Source organism: Streptococcus parasanguinis, assembly GCF_009717775.1.
In the GTDB taxonomy this organism is placed as follows: Bacteria; Bacillota; Bacilli; order Lactobacillales; family Streptococcaceae; genus Streptococcus; species Streptococcus parasanguinis_AG.
Genome location: NZ_WMZF01000001.1, coordinates 511,789 through 527,201 on the forward strand (window position 1 = coordinate 511,789; position 15,413 = coordinate 527,201).

8 protein-coding genes are annotated in these 15,413 nt (G+C 43.7%); all 8 read right to left on the reverse strand.

Going from position 1 to position 15,413, the window contains the following annotated elements:
- Positions 1 to 78: 78 nt before the first annotated feature.
- The 8 genes from GMC92_RS02635 to GMC92_RS02670 all read right to left on the reverse strand — a co-directional run bounded on the left by GMC92_RS02635 (position 79) and on the right by GMC92_RS02670 (position 15,410).
- Complete coding sequence (locus GMC92_RS02635) at positions 79 to 8,016, reverse strand: CshA/CshB family fibrillar adhesin-related protein (RefSeq protein ID WP_155199634.1); 7,938 nt, start codon at positions 8,014 to 8,016, stop codon at positions 79 to 81.
- Positions 8,017 to 8,219: 203 nt separating this feature from the next.
- A complete protein-coding gene (locus GMC92_RS02640) occupies positions 8,220 to 9,059 on the reverse strand; it encodes a thymidylate synthase (RefSeq protein ID WP_155199636.1) in 840 nt (279 codons plus the stop codon).
- Between the two features lie 77 nt (positions 9,060 to 9,136).
- Entirely contained in the window at positions 9,137 to 10,096 is a 960-nt protein-coding gene (locus tag GMC92_RS02645) for an ROK family glucokinase (RefSeq protein WP_021153285.1), read from the reverse strand.
- A gap of 86 nt (positions 10,097 to 10,182) precedes the next feature.
- Positions 10,183 to 10,701, reverse strand: coding sequence for a hypothetical protein (locus GMC92_RS02650; protein WP_118228138.1), 519 nt, complete (start codon positions 10,699 to 10,701; stop codon positions 10,183 to 10,185).
- A 9-nt stretch (positions 10,702 to 10,710) separates the two neighbouring features.
- The gene (locus tag GMC92_RS02655) at positions 10,711 to 12,579 is read right to left on the reverse strand and encodes an ABC-F family ATP-binding cassette domain-containing protein (protein ID WP_155199638.1); all 1,869 of its coding nucleotides are present in this window, start codon (positions 12,577 to 12,579) and stop codon (positions 10,711 to 10,713) included.
- Positions 12,576 to 13,787: a CCA tRNA nucleotidyltransferase gene (locus GMC92_RS02660; RefSeq protein ID WP_155199640.1), complete on the reverse strand. Its 1,212-nt coding sequence runs from the start codon at positions 13,785 to 13,787 to the stop codon at positions 12,576 to 12,578. Before GMC92_RS02660 ends, GMC92_RS02655 begins: the two co-directional genes overlap by 4 nt.
- Entirely contained in the window at positions 13,784 to 14,551 is a 768-nt protein-coding gene (gene dapB / locus GMC92_RS02665; RefSeq protein WP_155199641.1) for a 4-hydroxy-tetrahydrodipicolinate reductase, read from the reverse strand. The genes GMC92_RS02660 and dapB overlap by 4 nt, the downstream gene beginning before the upstream one ends.
- Before the next feature lie 10 nt (positions 14,552 to 14,561).
- Positions 14,562 to 15,410 carry a DegV family protein gene (locus tag GMC92_RS02670; protein WP_070588949.1) on the reverse strand — a complete coding sequence of 283 codons (849 nt, stop codon included), beginning with the start codon at positions 15,408 to 15,410 and terminating at the stop codon, positions 14,562 to 14,564.
- Between the last annotated feature and the right edge of the window lie 3 nt (positions 15,411 to 15,413).

The window sequence follows — 15,413 nt, forward strand, 5'->3', positions numbered from 1 at the left end:
TAGTTTGGAGGATATTTTTTTAAATACAAACAGAAAAAACCGCGAGATTTTCGCGGTTTTTCTTAGCCACAAGTTAGCTTAGTCTTCTTTTTTGCGTTTTGCAAATCCGAATAATGAGAGACCTGCTAAAGCGCTAAAGATTGCAAGACCAGCAGTAGAAGATTCTTTTGTTCCTGTGTTTGGAAGTTGTGCAGTAGGATTTTGTGGATCAATATACTTCACTTCTTCTTTCGTTTCTGGAACGACAGGAATCGTTGGTTCTTCTGGTTTTGGTTGTGGAGTAGGTTGTGGTTCTGGTGTTGGTTGCGGTTGTGGAGTAGGCTGTGGCTGTGGCTCTGGTGTCGGAGTTGGATCCGGCATTGGAGTTGGTGTCACAGTCTTCTTGTAGATATGTTGTGTGTTTCCATCTTTATCTACAACAGTCTTCACGAAGTCATAACCTGGGATATCCTTCTTCGGTTGTTCCCCATCTTCTGTTGGGTTACCTGGGATAGGATTACCATTTTCGTCTACGTATGAAGTTGTAACTTTTTCATAGACGTGTTCAGTATCACCATTAGGCAATTTCTTCGTTTCCACAAAGCGGTAACCTGGAATTTCAGCTTTTGGCTCTTCTCCATCAACTGTAGGGTATCCTGGGATTTCCTTACCTTCTTTATCAACAAACTTAGTGATTGGAAGGACAGTTGGTGTGTAAGTTGCAGAAGCTTTGGTTCCATTCACATCTTCGCGAACCACTGTTACAGCTGGTGCAGTTCCAGTGAATTCAGGTTCTGGTTTGAAGGTTACGGTTCCGTCTGGTGCTACTGTGTAAGTACCAACTCCTGGAATAGTCTTAGTTGTTGAACCATCGTCAAATGTAGCTGGAACATCATCATTCATTGGAACACGGCTATCGCCTTCCTTGAATGTTGGTTTACCAGATTGTTCTTTACCTTTTGGTCCAATAGTTGTAGCTGGTTCTGCTGTTGGTGTTACTGGAGTTACAGTTGGTGTGTACTTAGCTGTAACTGGTGTACCATTCTTATCAACACGTTTAACAATCACGCCTGTTCCTGTTCCTGTGAATGATTTTTCTGGTACAAATGTAACTGTTCCATCTGGAGCTACTGTGTAGGTTCCTTCGCCTGGAATTACCTTAGTTGTTGAACCATCTTCAAAGGTTGCAGGTGTATCATCATCCATTGGTACATCTGGGTTACCCGGTGTGAATGTTGGTTTGCCTGTTTGTGTTTGCCCTTGAATATCTGTTGATGTTGCTGGTTCTGCTGTTGGTGTTACCGGAGTTACAGTTGGTGTGTACTTAGCTGTAACTGGTGTACCGTTCTTGTCAACACGTTTAACAGTCACGCCTGTTCCTGTTCCTGTGAATGATTTTTCTGGTACGAAGGTAACTGTTCCATCTGGAGCTACTGTGTAGGTTCCTTCACCTGGAATAGTCTTAGTTGTTGAACCATCTTCAAATGTTGCTGGCACATCATCATCCATCGGTACATCTGGGTTACCTGGTGTGAAGGTTGGTTTGCCTGTTTGTGTCTTACCTTGGATATCAGTTGTTTCTGCTGGTGTTGCAGTTGGTGTTACTGGTGTTACAGTTGGTGTGTAAGTTGCAGTAACTGGTGTACCGTTCTTATCAACACGTTTCACGGTTACGCCTGTACCTGTTCCTGTGAATGATTTTTCCGGTACGAAAGTAACAGTTCCATCTGGAGCTACTGTATAAGTACCTTCACCTGGAATAGTCTTGGTTGTTGATCCATCTTCAAATGTTGCAGGTGTATCATCATCCATTGGGATTGCAGGGTTACCAGGTGTGAAGCTTGGTGTACCTGTTTGTGTTTTACCTTGGATATCTGTTGATGTTGCAGGATCAGCAGTTGGGACAACTGGAGTAATCTTAGGTGTGTAGGTTGTTTCAGCAACTGTTCCGTTTGTATCTTTACCTTGAACCTTAACTGGAACCACATCACCTGAGTAAGATTTATCCGTTGGGGTGAAGGTCACAACACCTGTTTCTTTATCAACTGTGAAAGTACCAATTTCTTTACCTTCTGGTGATTTAGCAACTACAGATTCTGCTGGTTGACCATTTTCATCAAGAAGAGTAATGGTATCTTTGTCAATTGGTGCAACTGGGTCACCTTCGGTGAAGGTCACAGTTCCAGTTTGAACCACACCTTGAGGTGCTTCTGATGTAGCTGGAGTTGCTGTTGGGGTTACTGGAGTCACAGTTGGTGTGTACTTAGCTGTTACTGGTGTACCGTTCTTATCTACACGTTTAACAGTCACGCCTGTACCTGTTCCTGTGAATGATTTTTCTGGTACAAAGGTTACAGTTCCGTTTGGAGCTACAGTGTAAGTTCCTTCACCAGGAACGGTCTTCGTAGTTGAGCCATCTTCAAATGTTGCAGGTGTATCATCATCCATTGGAACATTTGGATTACCTGGTGTGAAGGTTGGTGTACCTGTTTGCGTTTGACCTTGTTTGTCAGTAGATGTTGTATCTTCTGCAGTTGGTGTAACTGGTGTTACGGTTGGTGTATAAGTCGCAGAAGCTTTTGTTCCGTTCTTATCTTCACGAACCACTGTTACGGCTGGTGCAGTTCCAACGAATGATTTTTCTGGTACAAAGGTTACTGTACCGTCTGCTGCTACTGTGTATGTACCAACACCATCTACAGTCTTCGTAGTTGATCCATCATCGAAGGTTGCTGGAACATCATCGTTCATAGGTACACGGCTGTCACCTTCGGTGAATTTAGGTTTACCAGTTTGAGTTGCACCTTGGATATCTGTTGATTCAGCTGGTGTTGCTGTTGGTGTTACTGGTGTCACAGTTGGTGTGTACTTAGCTGTGATTTCAGTACCGTTCTTGTCCACGCGTTTCACTGTTACGCCTGTAGCAGTTCCAGTGAATGATTTTTCTGGTACGAAGGTTACGGTTCCATCTGGAGCAACAGTATATGTTCCTTCACCATCTACTGTCTTAGTGGTTGAGCCATCTTCGAAGGTAGCTGGAGTATCTTCATCGATTGGAACATTTGGATTTCCTTCGGTGAAGGTTGGTTTACCAGATTGTGTTTGACCTTGAATATCTGTCGATGTAGCATCTTCAGAAGTTGGAACAACCGGAGTAATCTTCGGTGTATAAGTTGTTTCAACTGTAGTTCCATTTGCATCAGCTGCTTGAACCTTAACTGGGACAACATCCCCTGAATAAGATTTATCTGTTGGTGTGAAAGTAACTACACCTGTATCTTTATCAACTGTGTATGTACCGATCACATCACCTGCTGGTGATTTCGCTTCTACTGATGCTGCTGGTTGACCATTTTCATCAAGAAGAGTAATCGAATCCTTGTTAATTGGAGCTACTTCATCACCTTCAGTGAAGGTTACAGTGCCAGTTTGAACAAGACCTTGAGGTCCAGTAGATTCAGCTGGTGTTGCAGTTGGAGTTACTGGAGTTACAGTTGGTGTGTAAGTTGCAGAAGCTTTAGTTCCGTTCTTATCTTCACGAACAACTGTTACGGCTGGTGCTTTACCTGTGAATGATTTTTCAGGAACAAAGGTTACAGTTCCGTCTGCTGCTACTGTGTAAGTACCAACGCCATCAACTGTCTTAGTAGTTGATCCATCATCGAAGGTTGCTGGAACATCATCGTTCATTGGCACACGGCTGTTGCCTTCAGTAAATTCAGGCTTACCTGTTTGAGTTTGACCTTGTTTACCAGTTGAAGTAGCATCTTCAGCTGTTGGTGTTACAGGCGTTACAGTTGGTGTGTAAGTCGCAGAAGCTTTGGTTCCGTTCATGTCTTCACGCACAACTGTTACCGCTGGTGCAGTACCAACAAATGATTTTTCTGGTACAAATGTAACTGTTCCGTCTGCTGCTACTGTGTAAGTACCAACGCCGTCAACAGTCTTGGTAGTTGAACCATCATCAAATGTTGCTGGAACATCATTGTTCATTGGCACACGGCTGTCGCCTTCAGTAAATACAGGCTTACCAGTTTGAGTAGCACCTTGGATATCAGTTGTTTCAGCTGGGGCTGCAGTTGGCGTTACCGGAGTTACAGTTGGTGTGTATGTCGCTGAAGCCTTAGTTCCGTTCATGTCTTCACGAACAACCGTTACAGCCGGTGCAGTTCCTACAAATGATTTCTCAGGAACAAATGTCACTGTGCCATCTGCTGCTACTGTGTAAGTACCAACACCTTCAACGGTCTTCGTAGTTGATCCATCGTCAAATGTCGCTGGAACATCTTCGTTGATTTCAACAGTCTTTTCAACGCCATCAACCGTTACAGTTCCACCCTTGAATTCAGGTTTACCTGTTTGAGTAGCACCTTGGATATCTTTTGTTTCAGTTGGTGTTGCTGTTGGGGTTACTGGAACGATTTCTGGTGTGTAAGTTGTATCCACCTTGATACCGTTTGAGCTTTCAGCTTGAACCTTGGCTGGTGTGACTGAACCAGTGTATGATTTATCAGTCGGTGTGAAAGTTACTTGACCATTTGCTGGGTCGATTGTGAAGTTACCGATCACGGTTGTACCGTCTGCCGCATAAGCTGGTGTCGTTGAAACTTCGTTACCATCTTTATCTAGCAATGTGTAGCTATTGTCTTTTATGGTAATAGCTTTATCTTCACCATTTACTTGAACAGTAGTTCCTGCAAAGGTTGGTGTACCGGTTTGAGTTGCACCTTGGATATCTTTTGAAGTTGCAGGGTTTGCAGTTGGAACTGCTGGCACAACAGTTGGTGTGTAGGTCGCATCTGAAGTAATGGTTGCAGTCTTACCATTAGCATTTGTAATAGTAGCAGTTGCCTGAACAGTTACTCCTTTTGCAGTACCAACAAAGTCTTTTTCAGGTGTGAAGGTCACCGCTCCTGTAGTAGGATCGATTGTATAGCTACCTTCACCTGCTACTGTTACAGTTGTTTCATCAGTCGGTTGACCAGTTGCTGGATCCACCAATTTCTTGCTTGTGATTTCAGCAGTCTTATCGTTACTCAAATCAAAGGTTGGTGTTTGGGTTTGAGGAACATTTTGAATATCCGCAGAAACCTTGTCTGTAGGAGTCACTGTGATTGGAGTAACCGTTGGTGTGTACTTAGCTGTCGCTGTCTTAAGGTATTCATCACGAACGGTACCGTCTTTATCTCTTCCGACAGGAGCTGTCACTGATACGGTAACACCTTGAGCTGTACCTGTGAATCCTGGTTCTGGAACAAAGGTTACTTTACCAGTAGCATCGTCAATGCTGTATGTTCCTTCACCTGCTACTGTTACAGAGGTTGCATTGGTTACTTGACCAGTCGCTGGGTCCACCAATTTAGCAGGGTATTCCAAGCTTGGAGTGACAGAGATCTTTTCGCCATTAGCATTCGTTGTAGTTGTGTTAAAAGTAGGTGTACCAGTTTGAGTCGCACCTTGGACATCTGATGAAGTCTTATCTACCCCTTCAATTTCCGTTGGTGTAACTGTTGGGATGTATAGACCGTCCATGGTATTGATGGCAGTATCGACATTGGCTTCATCGGCTGGGAATTTTGTTGACCAACCCGTATCGTAGCCATTGCTGTCTGTACGACGGATAGAGATACCGTCAGCTGTTCCAAGGAAGTGATCTTCGGGAATGAACTCAACATCCACAGAAGTTCCGTTTGAAGTGATCTTGTACTTCCCTTGACCAGCTACAGCATAGTAGCCATCTGCACCAGGTGTTACGACTTGCCCCGTACGGTTATCTATCATTTGTGGAGCTACTGTTTCATCAATTTTTGCTGACTCAGTTAGGCTATAGCCTTGCAAACCTCGAGCAGTAAAGGCTACGGTTGCTGTTTGTTTTGCACCTTGAGGGCCAGTTGTTTCTTTAAATTCCCCTTTTGGTGGGTGAGTGATTTGAGTCTTAAAGTCTTCAACCTCACCAGAGAAAGCCATCCCCGTTGGGCTTTCAATTTGATCAGCATCCTTAGCAATCCGGACACGAACACCTAATTCATTGACACTAGGATCAATATAGGTTTTACTCTTTGTAAATCTTAACGTAGCCGTTCCATCTTGGGTAATGGTTGTTAAATCAGACCGTTCATCTTCATCGAAGGTTCCGTTTTGGTTGAAATCTACCCAACCATAGATGTTAGCTTTTGCTGCTCCATCCGTATGAGCTTCCACTGAAATGGTGTAATTACCTGGACGTGTCCGGTCCATCTTGATCAGCTCATTGGTTTTCCCTTTGAGATCATTTGGAAGTAATTGGTCGATGCCTTCATCCGCAGTGGTCGCCTTGTCATCACCCGTCCAATCAAGCGTATTGTTTTCATCCATATCAGGGCTTAAGTGACCTAGATAAGGTTGGTTTACTTTCTTACCTGTTACACCATCTACAGTTGCAATCGAATGAATCGCCTTCCCGTAAGATGCTGGCGCATCTCCTTCATCAAGTGGGAAGAATCCAAGCATGGCTGATTGTTTACCACTTGAAGCAATGTAAAGACCAACTTCAGAAGCTCCTTTTGTCATAACAAGGGGAACGGCAGAAGGACCTGCAGAAATATTTGGCCCGAAGACCCCTGTTCCGAGGCCTCCAGTTGTTAAATCAGCACTTCCAAAGTACTTCCAAGCAACCGCTTTTTTATCTGGTCCCACTTCATTTGCACGTTTAAGTAAGTTAAGGTTCGTCGAATAGTAATTCGTACCTTCTATATTAAAGGAAGGATTTGGGCCAAATAAATTGTCTGTATCTTGTGGAATAAAAGTTTTAGTAGATGTTCTTCCATATTTATACCACTCCCCAATTTGTTTCCAACCTTCTCCGTTTGTGGTGAAAATAACCGATTCACCAGGGTTAGCGGACTCACCATCTGCCATGACTACAGCAGGTTTTACGGTTTTGCCACGGAAAGTAGCAGAAATTTCAAACTGAACACCAATATTTCCACCGTCAAACTCGGAACTGATGGTTGTTTTTTTAGTGCCAGTATCGATGCCTTCACCTTTTATTTCTGTCCAACGGTTTTGAGCTTCGGCAATAATTTTAGCTTCTTCACCTTTTCCAAATGCATTGTTAGTTCCAGGATTAGTAGTTGTTCCTATATATCCGTTCTTAGCATTTGGGTCATAGGTCGCTTTTTCTGCTTCTGTTGCTCCTCGTTCTTCAAGACGTTTTTTATAAAGTTCTGTCGCTTGGAAGGGTTTTAAGGATTTAACCTTGATCTTGACCACATAGCCAGGCATGATTTCCTTGGTGTAGGTAGAGCCTACTTGAAGGGCCAGATTCCCGCTTGATGTTGTCGTCGTTCCTGTCCAGTTAGCTACATCTCCAAAATCCAACCAAGAGATTTGGCTAGCCAAGTCTGTAGCTTTGATATTTGTTGTAAAGCCAGGTTTTTCAACTTTTGGAGTTGATGTGGCATCTTGGACATCATCTCCGATGAGGTTTGGATCGTTTGGATCCCCAATTGAACGACGACTACGACGTTTACCAGAAGTTTGTGCTGTCTCTTCAGTGGCTAGTGTATTGTTTGTTGGTAGACCTTGTCCAGCTGAAAGAGTTGGTGTTTCTTTTTTATCTGCACTTGTTGAAGTTACTTCTGCCGCCTTGTTTGCAGGTTTAGCAACTTCTAAGCTTGGTGTTTCTGAACCTGTTGATGTTGCTGGTGCAGTCGAGGCAGCAGATGCTGCTGTGCTCGCGCTTGAAGCGGCACTTGTAGACGCTACGGCAGTTGATGTAGCTGGTGCAGCAGTGACGGCTGGGCTTGCATCATAAGTCGATGTAGCTGGTGCAGTTGACGTAGCTGAAGTTGCTGTAGCTGTTGAAGTTGCGGGCGCTTCTGACGCTGTTGCAACTGCTGCTACACTTTCACTTGTCGTATCTGTCTTTTCTTCTGCGGCTGCACTTGCGGCTGTCCCAACCATGACAAGCGTTCCCAAAAGTACTGAGCAAACCCCCACATTCAGTTTACGAATTGAGAATCTGCTAATACGATCATTAAATAAGTCTTTCCCCATCTAATGGACCTCCATATTTATCTATAAATTAACATTCTTTTTAAAATTGTTTAGTTTTTACAAACCTTATCTATTTTAACAAAAACCGAACGATTTTCAAAACATTTTGACTCAAAAATGAGTAAAAATTTTTAGCTAAAATTGTTTTAATTCTAAAAGGATTTTACCAATTGATCAAGGCATCAAAAAACCTTGATTTATTACTAAATGGCAAGATCGAACTTCAATTGTGGCCTCACTGGATCATAATCGACCAGTTCAAAATCTTCTGGTTTGATGTCAAAGAAATTGGTTCCATCTGGTACATTCAAAACCAAGTGTGGCTGACAATCTGAAGGCTCCCGACGAAGTAACTCTTCAGCCTGTTCAAATTGATTATCATAAATATGAAGGTTATTAATGAAGTAAAAGAACTTTCCAACCTTCCAGCCAAAGTGCTTGGCAATCATCATCTGAAGAGCTACATATTGCATGGCATTGATATGGTGGGCTACCAACATATCATTTGAACGCTGGGTCAGGGTCGCATCTAGATAAATCTCTTCATCAACCCGACGCACGTCAAACATGGTTTGAAATGCACACGGCAAGAGTCCGTCGGTCTCCTCAAAGGCATCATAATCCCAGAGGGAAATAATATTGCGGCGATTCCAAGGATTGGCCTCTAATTGCTTGAGGATCTTGTTCGTAATGTCATGCTTTTTGACAACAGCTCCGTAGCGTTGTCCAATCGTCCGGCTATCTCCCACTTCCCAGTCATTCCAGTAGTGGACATTGTACTTGTCTTCTAAAAGGTCCAAGCTATTCGACTGATCCTGGTAGATCCAGAGCATCTCTTTGATGGCGGATTTAATCGCGATGGGACGAAGGGTGGTGATAGGAAACTCGCCTTTTGCGAGGTCGAATTCCATAAAGGCTCCCGTGATGTACTTAGAGTTGGCCGTTCTACCATCCTTGTATTTAGGACGCGCCTGCTCTGACCAGACCCCTTCTTCCATGATTTTTCGAATGCTTTCTTTAAAAATCGTATCTGCTTTTGTCATATATCCTCCTAAAACTACTATTGCCTTCATTATATCACAGGACAAAGAAAAAAGGAGAGGCAGATCTCCTTTTAATCTTATTGTAATACTAGCGATGCGGCACCAATGACACCAGCATCATTTCCCAAAGTAGCAAGCGCCAATTGAGTAGATTCACGTACTTGTGGGAATGAATTTTCTTCAAAGACCTTGCGCACGCCATCCAAGAGGAAGTCTCCAGCCGCAGATACCCCACCACCGATAACGATCTTAGATGGGTTCAAGGTTGAACCAATATTGGCTGCAGCAAGTCCAAGGTAACGTGAGAAGTTCTTGTAGACGATCAAAGCAAGAGCGTCACCCTCTTTTGCTAGATCAAAGACCGTTTTAGCTGTCACTTCTTCACCATTGTCGATCAAGACTTTCAATTGAGAGTCCCCTTCGTACTCATCTGCATAACGACGAGTCAAGTTGACGATCCCTGTTGCTGACGCAACCGTTTCAAGACAGCCTTTTTTACCACAGGTACATTGGATTGGATCATCAAAGTCAACCGTGATGTGACCAAGTTCTCCAGCAGCTCCACGCACACCGTGCAAGAGACGACCTTCAGCGACGATACCACCGCCAACACCTGTACCAAGTGTCATGAAGACAACATCTGGTTGGTTTTCACCAGCCCCTTTCCAACGTTCACCCAAAGCAGCAACGTTGGCATCGTTATCAATGAAGAATGGAATATGAAGGGCACTTTCGATCTTTTCTTTAACTGGTTGAAGGGTCTTCCAGTTCAAGTTGTAGGCCCCGATAACTGTACCTTTTTCACGGTCAACAACACCAGGCGATCCCATTCCGATTCCTTGGAATTCAGAAGCATCAAGTTCAAGCATCTTCAAACGATGCGCGATTGATTCGATCATATCGTCGACGATATGGCTACCTTCATCCAAAATATTTGTTTTAATAGACCATTTTTCTTGAACTTCCCCATCTAAAGTGAGGATAGCAAACTTGATGGAAGTTCCTCCAAGGTCAATACCGATAATTTTTTTAGACATCTGTAACTCCTTTCAAACTTGTAAACACTTACAGTTCTATTATATCAGACTTTTAGACAAATGCAAAGGTTTGCACGTAACTTTTCTTAATTTTTTAGCAAGAGACTGAAGGATTGAAGTCCTAGAAGCAGAAAAATCAAACCAATAATATTTAATAGAAAAACGCTAATCGAAAGCGGACTAACAATTAAGAATAAACCGATAAAGAGCTGCAATAAGGCAAAGAAAATATAACGCTTGGACAGTTCTTCAACCTTTCTCGAGTAGAAATTGGCTTTTCGGAAGTTTAAAATCGAACGATAGATCAGCCAAATTCCTAAAGTAACTGGAAAGACAATCGGCAAGGTCTTGTAGCCATAGAGCAGTAAGTAGACCGCAAAAACCAAGGCGACCATACTGTGAAAGAGCTGTTGCTGCTGAATGATACCAGCTTGGCGCAATCGGTAATAGCGTGAAAAACGCGAAAGGGAGATTAAAAAGAAACCACAGGAAATCAACCAGCTAAACGAGCCAATATGCTCAATTGGATTGATAAACAAGACGATACCGATAATGGTAAAAATAGTGGCTGAAATCCCAAGGGATATCCGGTTCAATTGATTCATAGGGCCTCCTTATTCATCTAATTCGCTCAGGTATTCATAGCGATCGTATTTCTCAAGCAATCGCTCATTTTCCTGATCCAATTCCTTTTGAAGGGCTGACAACTTGCCAAAGTCAGAGCCGTTTTCATTCATCTCCACTTCAATCTCTGCAATTCGATTTTCAATCGCTTCGATATCTGCCTCAATACTTGCCCACTCTTGCTTCTCCTTGTAGCTCATGCGCTTCTTCTCTTCTTTTGGCTTGACAGGTTTCTCTTTTTCAATCTTTTGACTAGCCGTTACCTGGGCTGCTTCAAAGGCTTTTTCATCTAAATAATCCGTATAATTGCCAAAGAACTCACGAATGCCCCCATTTTCAAAAGCCAGGATCTTGCTAGCGACCTTATCCAGAAAATAACGGTCGTGACTAACGGTAATGACAGGACCACCAAAGTTTTGAAGGAAGTTTTCCAAAACCGTCAAGGTTGCGATATCTAAGTCATTGGTCGGCTCATCGAGGAGAAGCACATTGGGTTTTTCAATCAAGAGTTTTAAGAGAAAGAGGCGCTTCTTCTCTCCACCGGAGAGTTTTTCGATCAAGGTTCCATGCATAGAACGTGGGAAGAGAAATTGCTCCAAAAGATCAGCGATCGAAGTTGTTCCGACAGTCGTCTTGACTTCCTCAGCCACTTCTTGCAAGAAATTGATCACGCGCTTACTCTCATCCAAGCCATCGATCTGTTGAGAGAAATAAGCCACCCGCACAGTTTCCCCAATAGTCACTTGCCCTGACTGAGGCTGGAGTCGCTCAGCGATCAGATTCAAAAGAGTGGACTTTCCGACACCATTGTCCCCGACGATCCCGATGCGATCCTTGTTTTGCACCAAGAGGTTAAAGTCCTGTAAAATCGGCTTGTTTTCAAAAGCAAAACTCACCTCTTTAAACTCGATGACTTTCTTTCCAATCCGGCTGGTCTCAAAGTTCATCTCTAGATCCGTCTGGTTGCTTTGGCCAGACAAGTCTTGCTTAAGATCATGGAAACGATTGATCCGCGCCTGTTGCTTGGTCGCACGCGCCTGGGGTTGTCTTCGCATCCAGGTCAACTCCTGCTTATAGAGTTGCTGCTTCTTGTGAAGAAGGGCTGCATCACGCTCATCTTGCTCGGCCTTTAAGCGGACATAATCCTGGTAATTGCCTTGATACTCAATCAAACTAGCTCGATCCAACTCAAAGATCCGTGTTGAAATATTATCCAAAAAATAACGATCGTGGGTAATGAAGAGCACGGTTTTCTTAGAATTCTTCAAGAAATTGGTCAACCATTCGATGGTATCAATATCTAGGTGGTTTGTCGGCTCATCTAACAAGAGCAGGTCGTGGTGAGAAAGCAATACCTGGGCCAGCTGTACCCGTCGACGCAAGCCTCCAGATAGATCCCCAACTTTTGCATTCAAGTCTTCAATCCCAAGTTTTGAAAGGACTGTCTTGACCTGACTTTCGATTTCCCAAGCATTGAGTGAATCCATCTCCGCCATCACCTTTTCCAGACGTGCTTGGTTCTCTTCTCTGTAATCCGCCATCAAGAATTCATAATCACGAATCAGCTGCATTTCACGCAAATCACTGGACAATACTGTATCAAGAACTGTCTTTTGATCATCAAAGTCTGGCTCTTGCGTCAAGTAACCAATCGTATAATCACTCTTGGCAGAAAAAGGACTCACATCTCCATCAAAGCCAGAGCGACCAGACAACACATCTAACAGCGTGGTTTTTCCAGTCCCATTGACCCCGATCAATCCGATCCGATCCAAGTCGTGAATAATAAAGGAAATCTCACGAAAGACGGTCTTATCTCCGACAGATTTGGTTAATTTATCGACAATAAAATCGCTCATTTTTTCTCCTCTTTTACTTGCTGGATATAGGCAATGATGGCTTCTTTTTCATTGGCCAGCTCCCCATCGACAATGGCGTATTCGATCTTTGTCAAAATCTCTCCCAAGGCTGGACCAGGTTGAAAGCCGTATTCTTTGATCAGCATGCCACCATTGACCACCACTTCGTGCTTATCATGAATGGTCAAGCTATCATAGACCTGCTCAATCGCTAGGTAATCGACGCTTAATTCAGAAGCCTCACGTAATTCTTCCGCTAGTAGCAACAAGCGCTTCTCATACTTGTAACAAGCCCGCTTGTCTAGACTTCCTTTTTCTCTAAGCTTAAGAATCTCCACGATCTGCTCCACCGTCTTGGCAAAGTCTCTTGAGGTCTTCCATTTCTTAAAGAATTTTGGAATGTCTTGGATGTCTAGTGCTAAAACCAGAGCAGCCCAAGCTTGCTCAGAAGTTGAAAAGGTAAATACAAGCTCTATGTCAAACAAACGCTCAAGTGCTTCTTTGCGATCCTTCATCTCTGGCAGATAGTGAAAGGCTTCGCTTGCAAGCATGGCCTCCAAGCCTTGTCTCCAATATGGAGAAAGTAAGAGCTTATCAAACTCGATGAAGGTGCGCTCAACAGAGATCTTCTCTAGCAAAGGAGCACACTCCTTCATAGCATCAAAGGTTGCATCTTCTAATTCAAAGCCAAGACTGGCTTGAAAACGAAAGCCACGCATGATCCGAAGCGCATCTTCATGAAAGCGTTCATGAGGAAGCCCAACGGCCCGAAGGACCTTGTTTTCTAAATCTGCTAACCCCTGAAAGAGATCGACAATTTCTCCCTTTTCATTTAAGGCAAAGGCATTGACGGTGAAATCGCGGCGCTTGAGGTCTTCTTCTAGTGAGCGGACAAAAGACACGGAGCTTGGACGGCGATAATCGACATAGACATCCTCCGTCCGGAAGGTCGTAATTTCATATTCTTGACCATTTTCAAGAACCAAGACGGTCCCGTGTTCGATACCGATATCTACTGTTCGATCAAAAATCGCCTTGGTTTCCTCTGGGTAAGAGGAGGAAGCGATATCGACATCGTGAATCGGACGATCTAAGAGAGCATCTCGGACAGATCCTCCCACAAAATAGGCCTCAAAACCAGCTGCTTTAATCTTCTCTAATATTGGTAAAGCCTCCTGAAACTCAGAAGGCATCTTTTTTAATCTCATAGTAAGTGTTCCAAACCATAGACAAGCTCATGACGCTTGACAACTTCTTTAATCCCTAGATTTACTCCTGTCATGAAGGAAACACGATCATAGGAATCATGACGGAGAGTCAAGCCTTCACCTTGGCTACCAAAAATCACCTCTTGGTGAGCCACTAGGCCAGGCAATCGAACAGAATGGATGCGCATCCCTTCAAAATCTGCCCCTCTTGCTCCAGGCATCAACTCTTCTTCATCTGCTGCACCTTGCTGGATTTTTTCGCGCTTCTCAGAGATCAGCTCAGCTGTCTTAATCGCTGTTCCACTCGGTGCATCTTTCTTCTTATCATGGTGCAATTCGATGATTTCCACATTTGGGAAATACTTGGCCGCTTGCGCTGCAAATTGCATCAAGAGCACAGCTCCAATAGCAAAGTTCGGAGCAATCAAGCCACCCAAATCCTTTTCACGCGAAAGGTCTGTCAATTCTTGGATCTGCTCAGGCGTGAAGCCAGTCGTTCCCACAACAGGAGCAAAGCCATTTTCAATTGCAAAGCGAGTATTCTCGTAAGCAACCTTTGGCATGGTAAAGTCCACCCAAACATCTGCTTCAAGACCCACGACATCTTCTTTGCGGTTAAAGATAGGGACCCCTGCGACGTCAGTCTCATCTGTGAACGGATCGATCAAGCCAGCTAATTCTAGCTCAGGATCTTCAGAAACCATCTTGTAGGCTGCTTGTCCCATTCTTCCTTTGAAACCTGCGATAATGACTTTAATGGACATAGAATTCTCCTTAAACGATAGGGATATACCCAACTGCTAAGCTATGGTCACCTAAGTGCGTCCCAATAACCCCTCCAAAAGTCGCAAAAGGAATATCACCTTCCACTCCTTCTTCAATGAGCAGTTGGCGAAGTGCTTCTGCTTTTTCAGGGACATTGGCATGGATGACAAAGACTTGGTAATGACCATCTGCGATATCTGATACAACAATCTCTACCAAGCGTTTCATGGCTTTCTTTTCCGTCCGGACTTTCTCAAAGACCTCAATCACGCCTTCATCATTAAAATGAAGAATAGGCTTGATGCTCAAGAGGTTCCCAAGAATAGCAGCCCCATTTGACAGACGACCACCTTTAACCAAGTGGTTCAAATCATCCACCATGATATAGGCAGAGGTTCCATCAATCTGGTGTTGGACATTGGCCACAATCTCATCGAAAGAACGACCTTCACCAGCCCATTTCAAGCAGTCTTCTGCCATCATTCCTAATGGAGCACTGGTGATTTTTGAGTCCGGAAATTCAACGGTCAAGCCTTCGAATTCGTCCTTCAAATATTGGATATTTTGGTAGAAACCAGAGATACCAGATGACAAGAAAAGACCAATAGCATGCGTATAGCCCTTAGCTGTCAAACCAGATAAGACTTCTTCTAACTCTGCCACACTCGGTTGGCTAGTCTTTGGCAATTCCTTAGACGCCGCCATCTTTTGGTAGAACTCATCGTGTGTCAAGTTCTTCCCTTCAACATAAGACTCCCCATCGATATAGATCGGGATCTCTAAAATAAATAAGTCGTCGTGATGGAGCACGTCTTGCGGTAAATAGGCAGACGAATCCGTGATCACTGCTAATTTCATTGA

What these genes read in the sequence shown, in the direction of transcription:
- GMC92_RS02635 (WP_155199634.1), bottom strand. Translation starts at nt 8,016, where the DNA reads ATGGGGAAAGACTTATTTAATGATCGTATTAGCAGATTCTCAATTCGT.
- GMC92_RS02640 (WP_155199636.1), bottom strand. Translation starts at nt 9,059, where the DNA reads ATGACAAAAGCAGATACGATTTTTAAAGAAAGCATTCGAAAAATCATG.
- GMC92_RS02645 (WP_021153285.1), bottom strand. Translation starts at nt 10,096, where the DNA reads ATGTCTAAAAAAATTATCGGTATTGACCTTGGAGGAACTTCCATCAAG.
- GMC92_RS02650 (WP_118228138.1), bottom strand. Translation starts at nt 10,701, where the DNA reads ATGAATCAATTGAACCGGATATCCCTTGGGATTTCAGCCACTATTTTT.
- GMC92_RS02655 (WP_155199638.1), bottom strand. Translation starts at nt 12,579, where the DNA reads ATGAGCGATTTTATTGTCGATAAATTAACCAAATCTGTCGGAGATAAG.
- GMC92_RS02660 (WP_155199640.1), bottom strand. Translation starts at nt 13,787, where the DNA reads ATGAGATTAAAAAAGATGCCTTCTGAGTTTCAGGAGGCTTTACCAATA.
- dapB (WP_155199641.1), bottom strand. Translation starts at nt 14,551, where the DNA reads ATGTCCATTAAAGTCATTATCGCAGGTTTCAAAGGAAGAATGGGACAA.
- GMC92_RS02670 (WP_070588949.1), bottom strand. Translation starts at nt 15,410, where the DNA reads ATGAAATTAGCAGTGATCACGGATTCGTCTGCCTATTTACCGCAAGAC.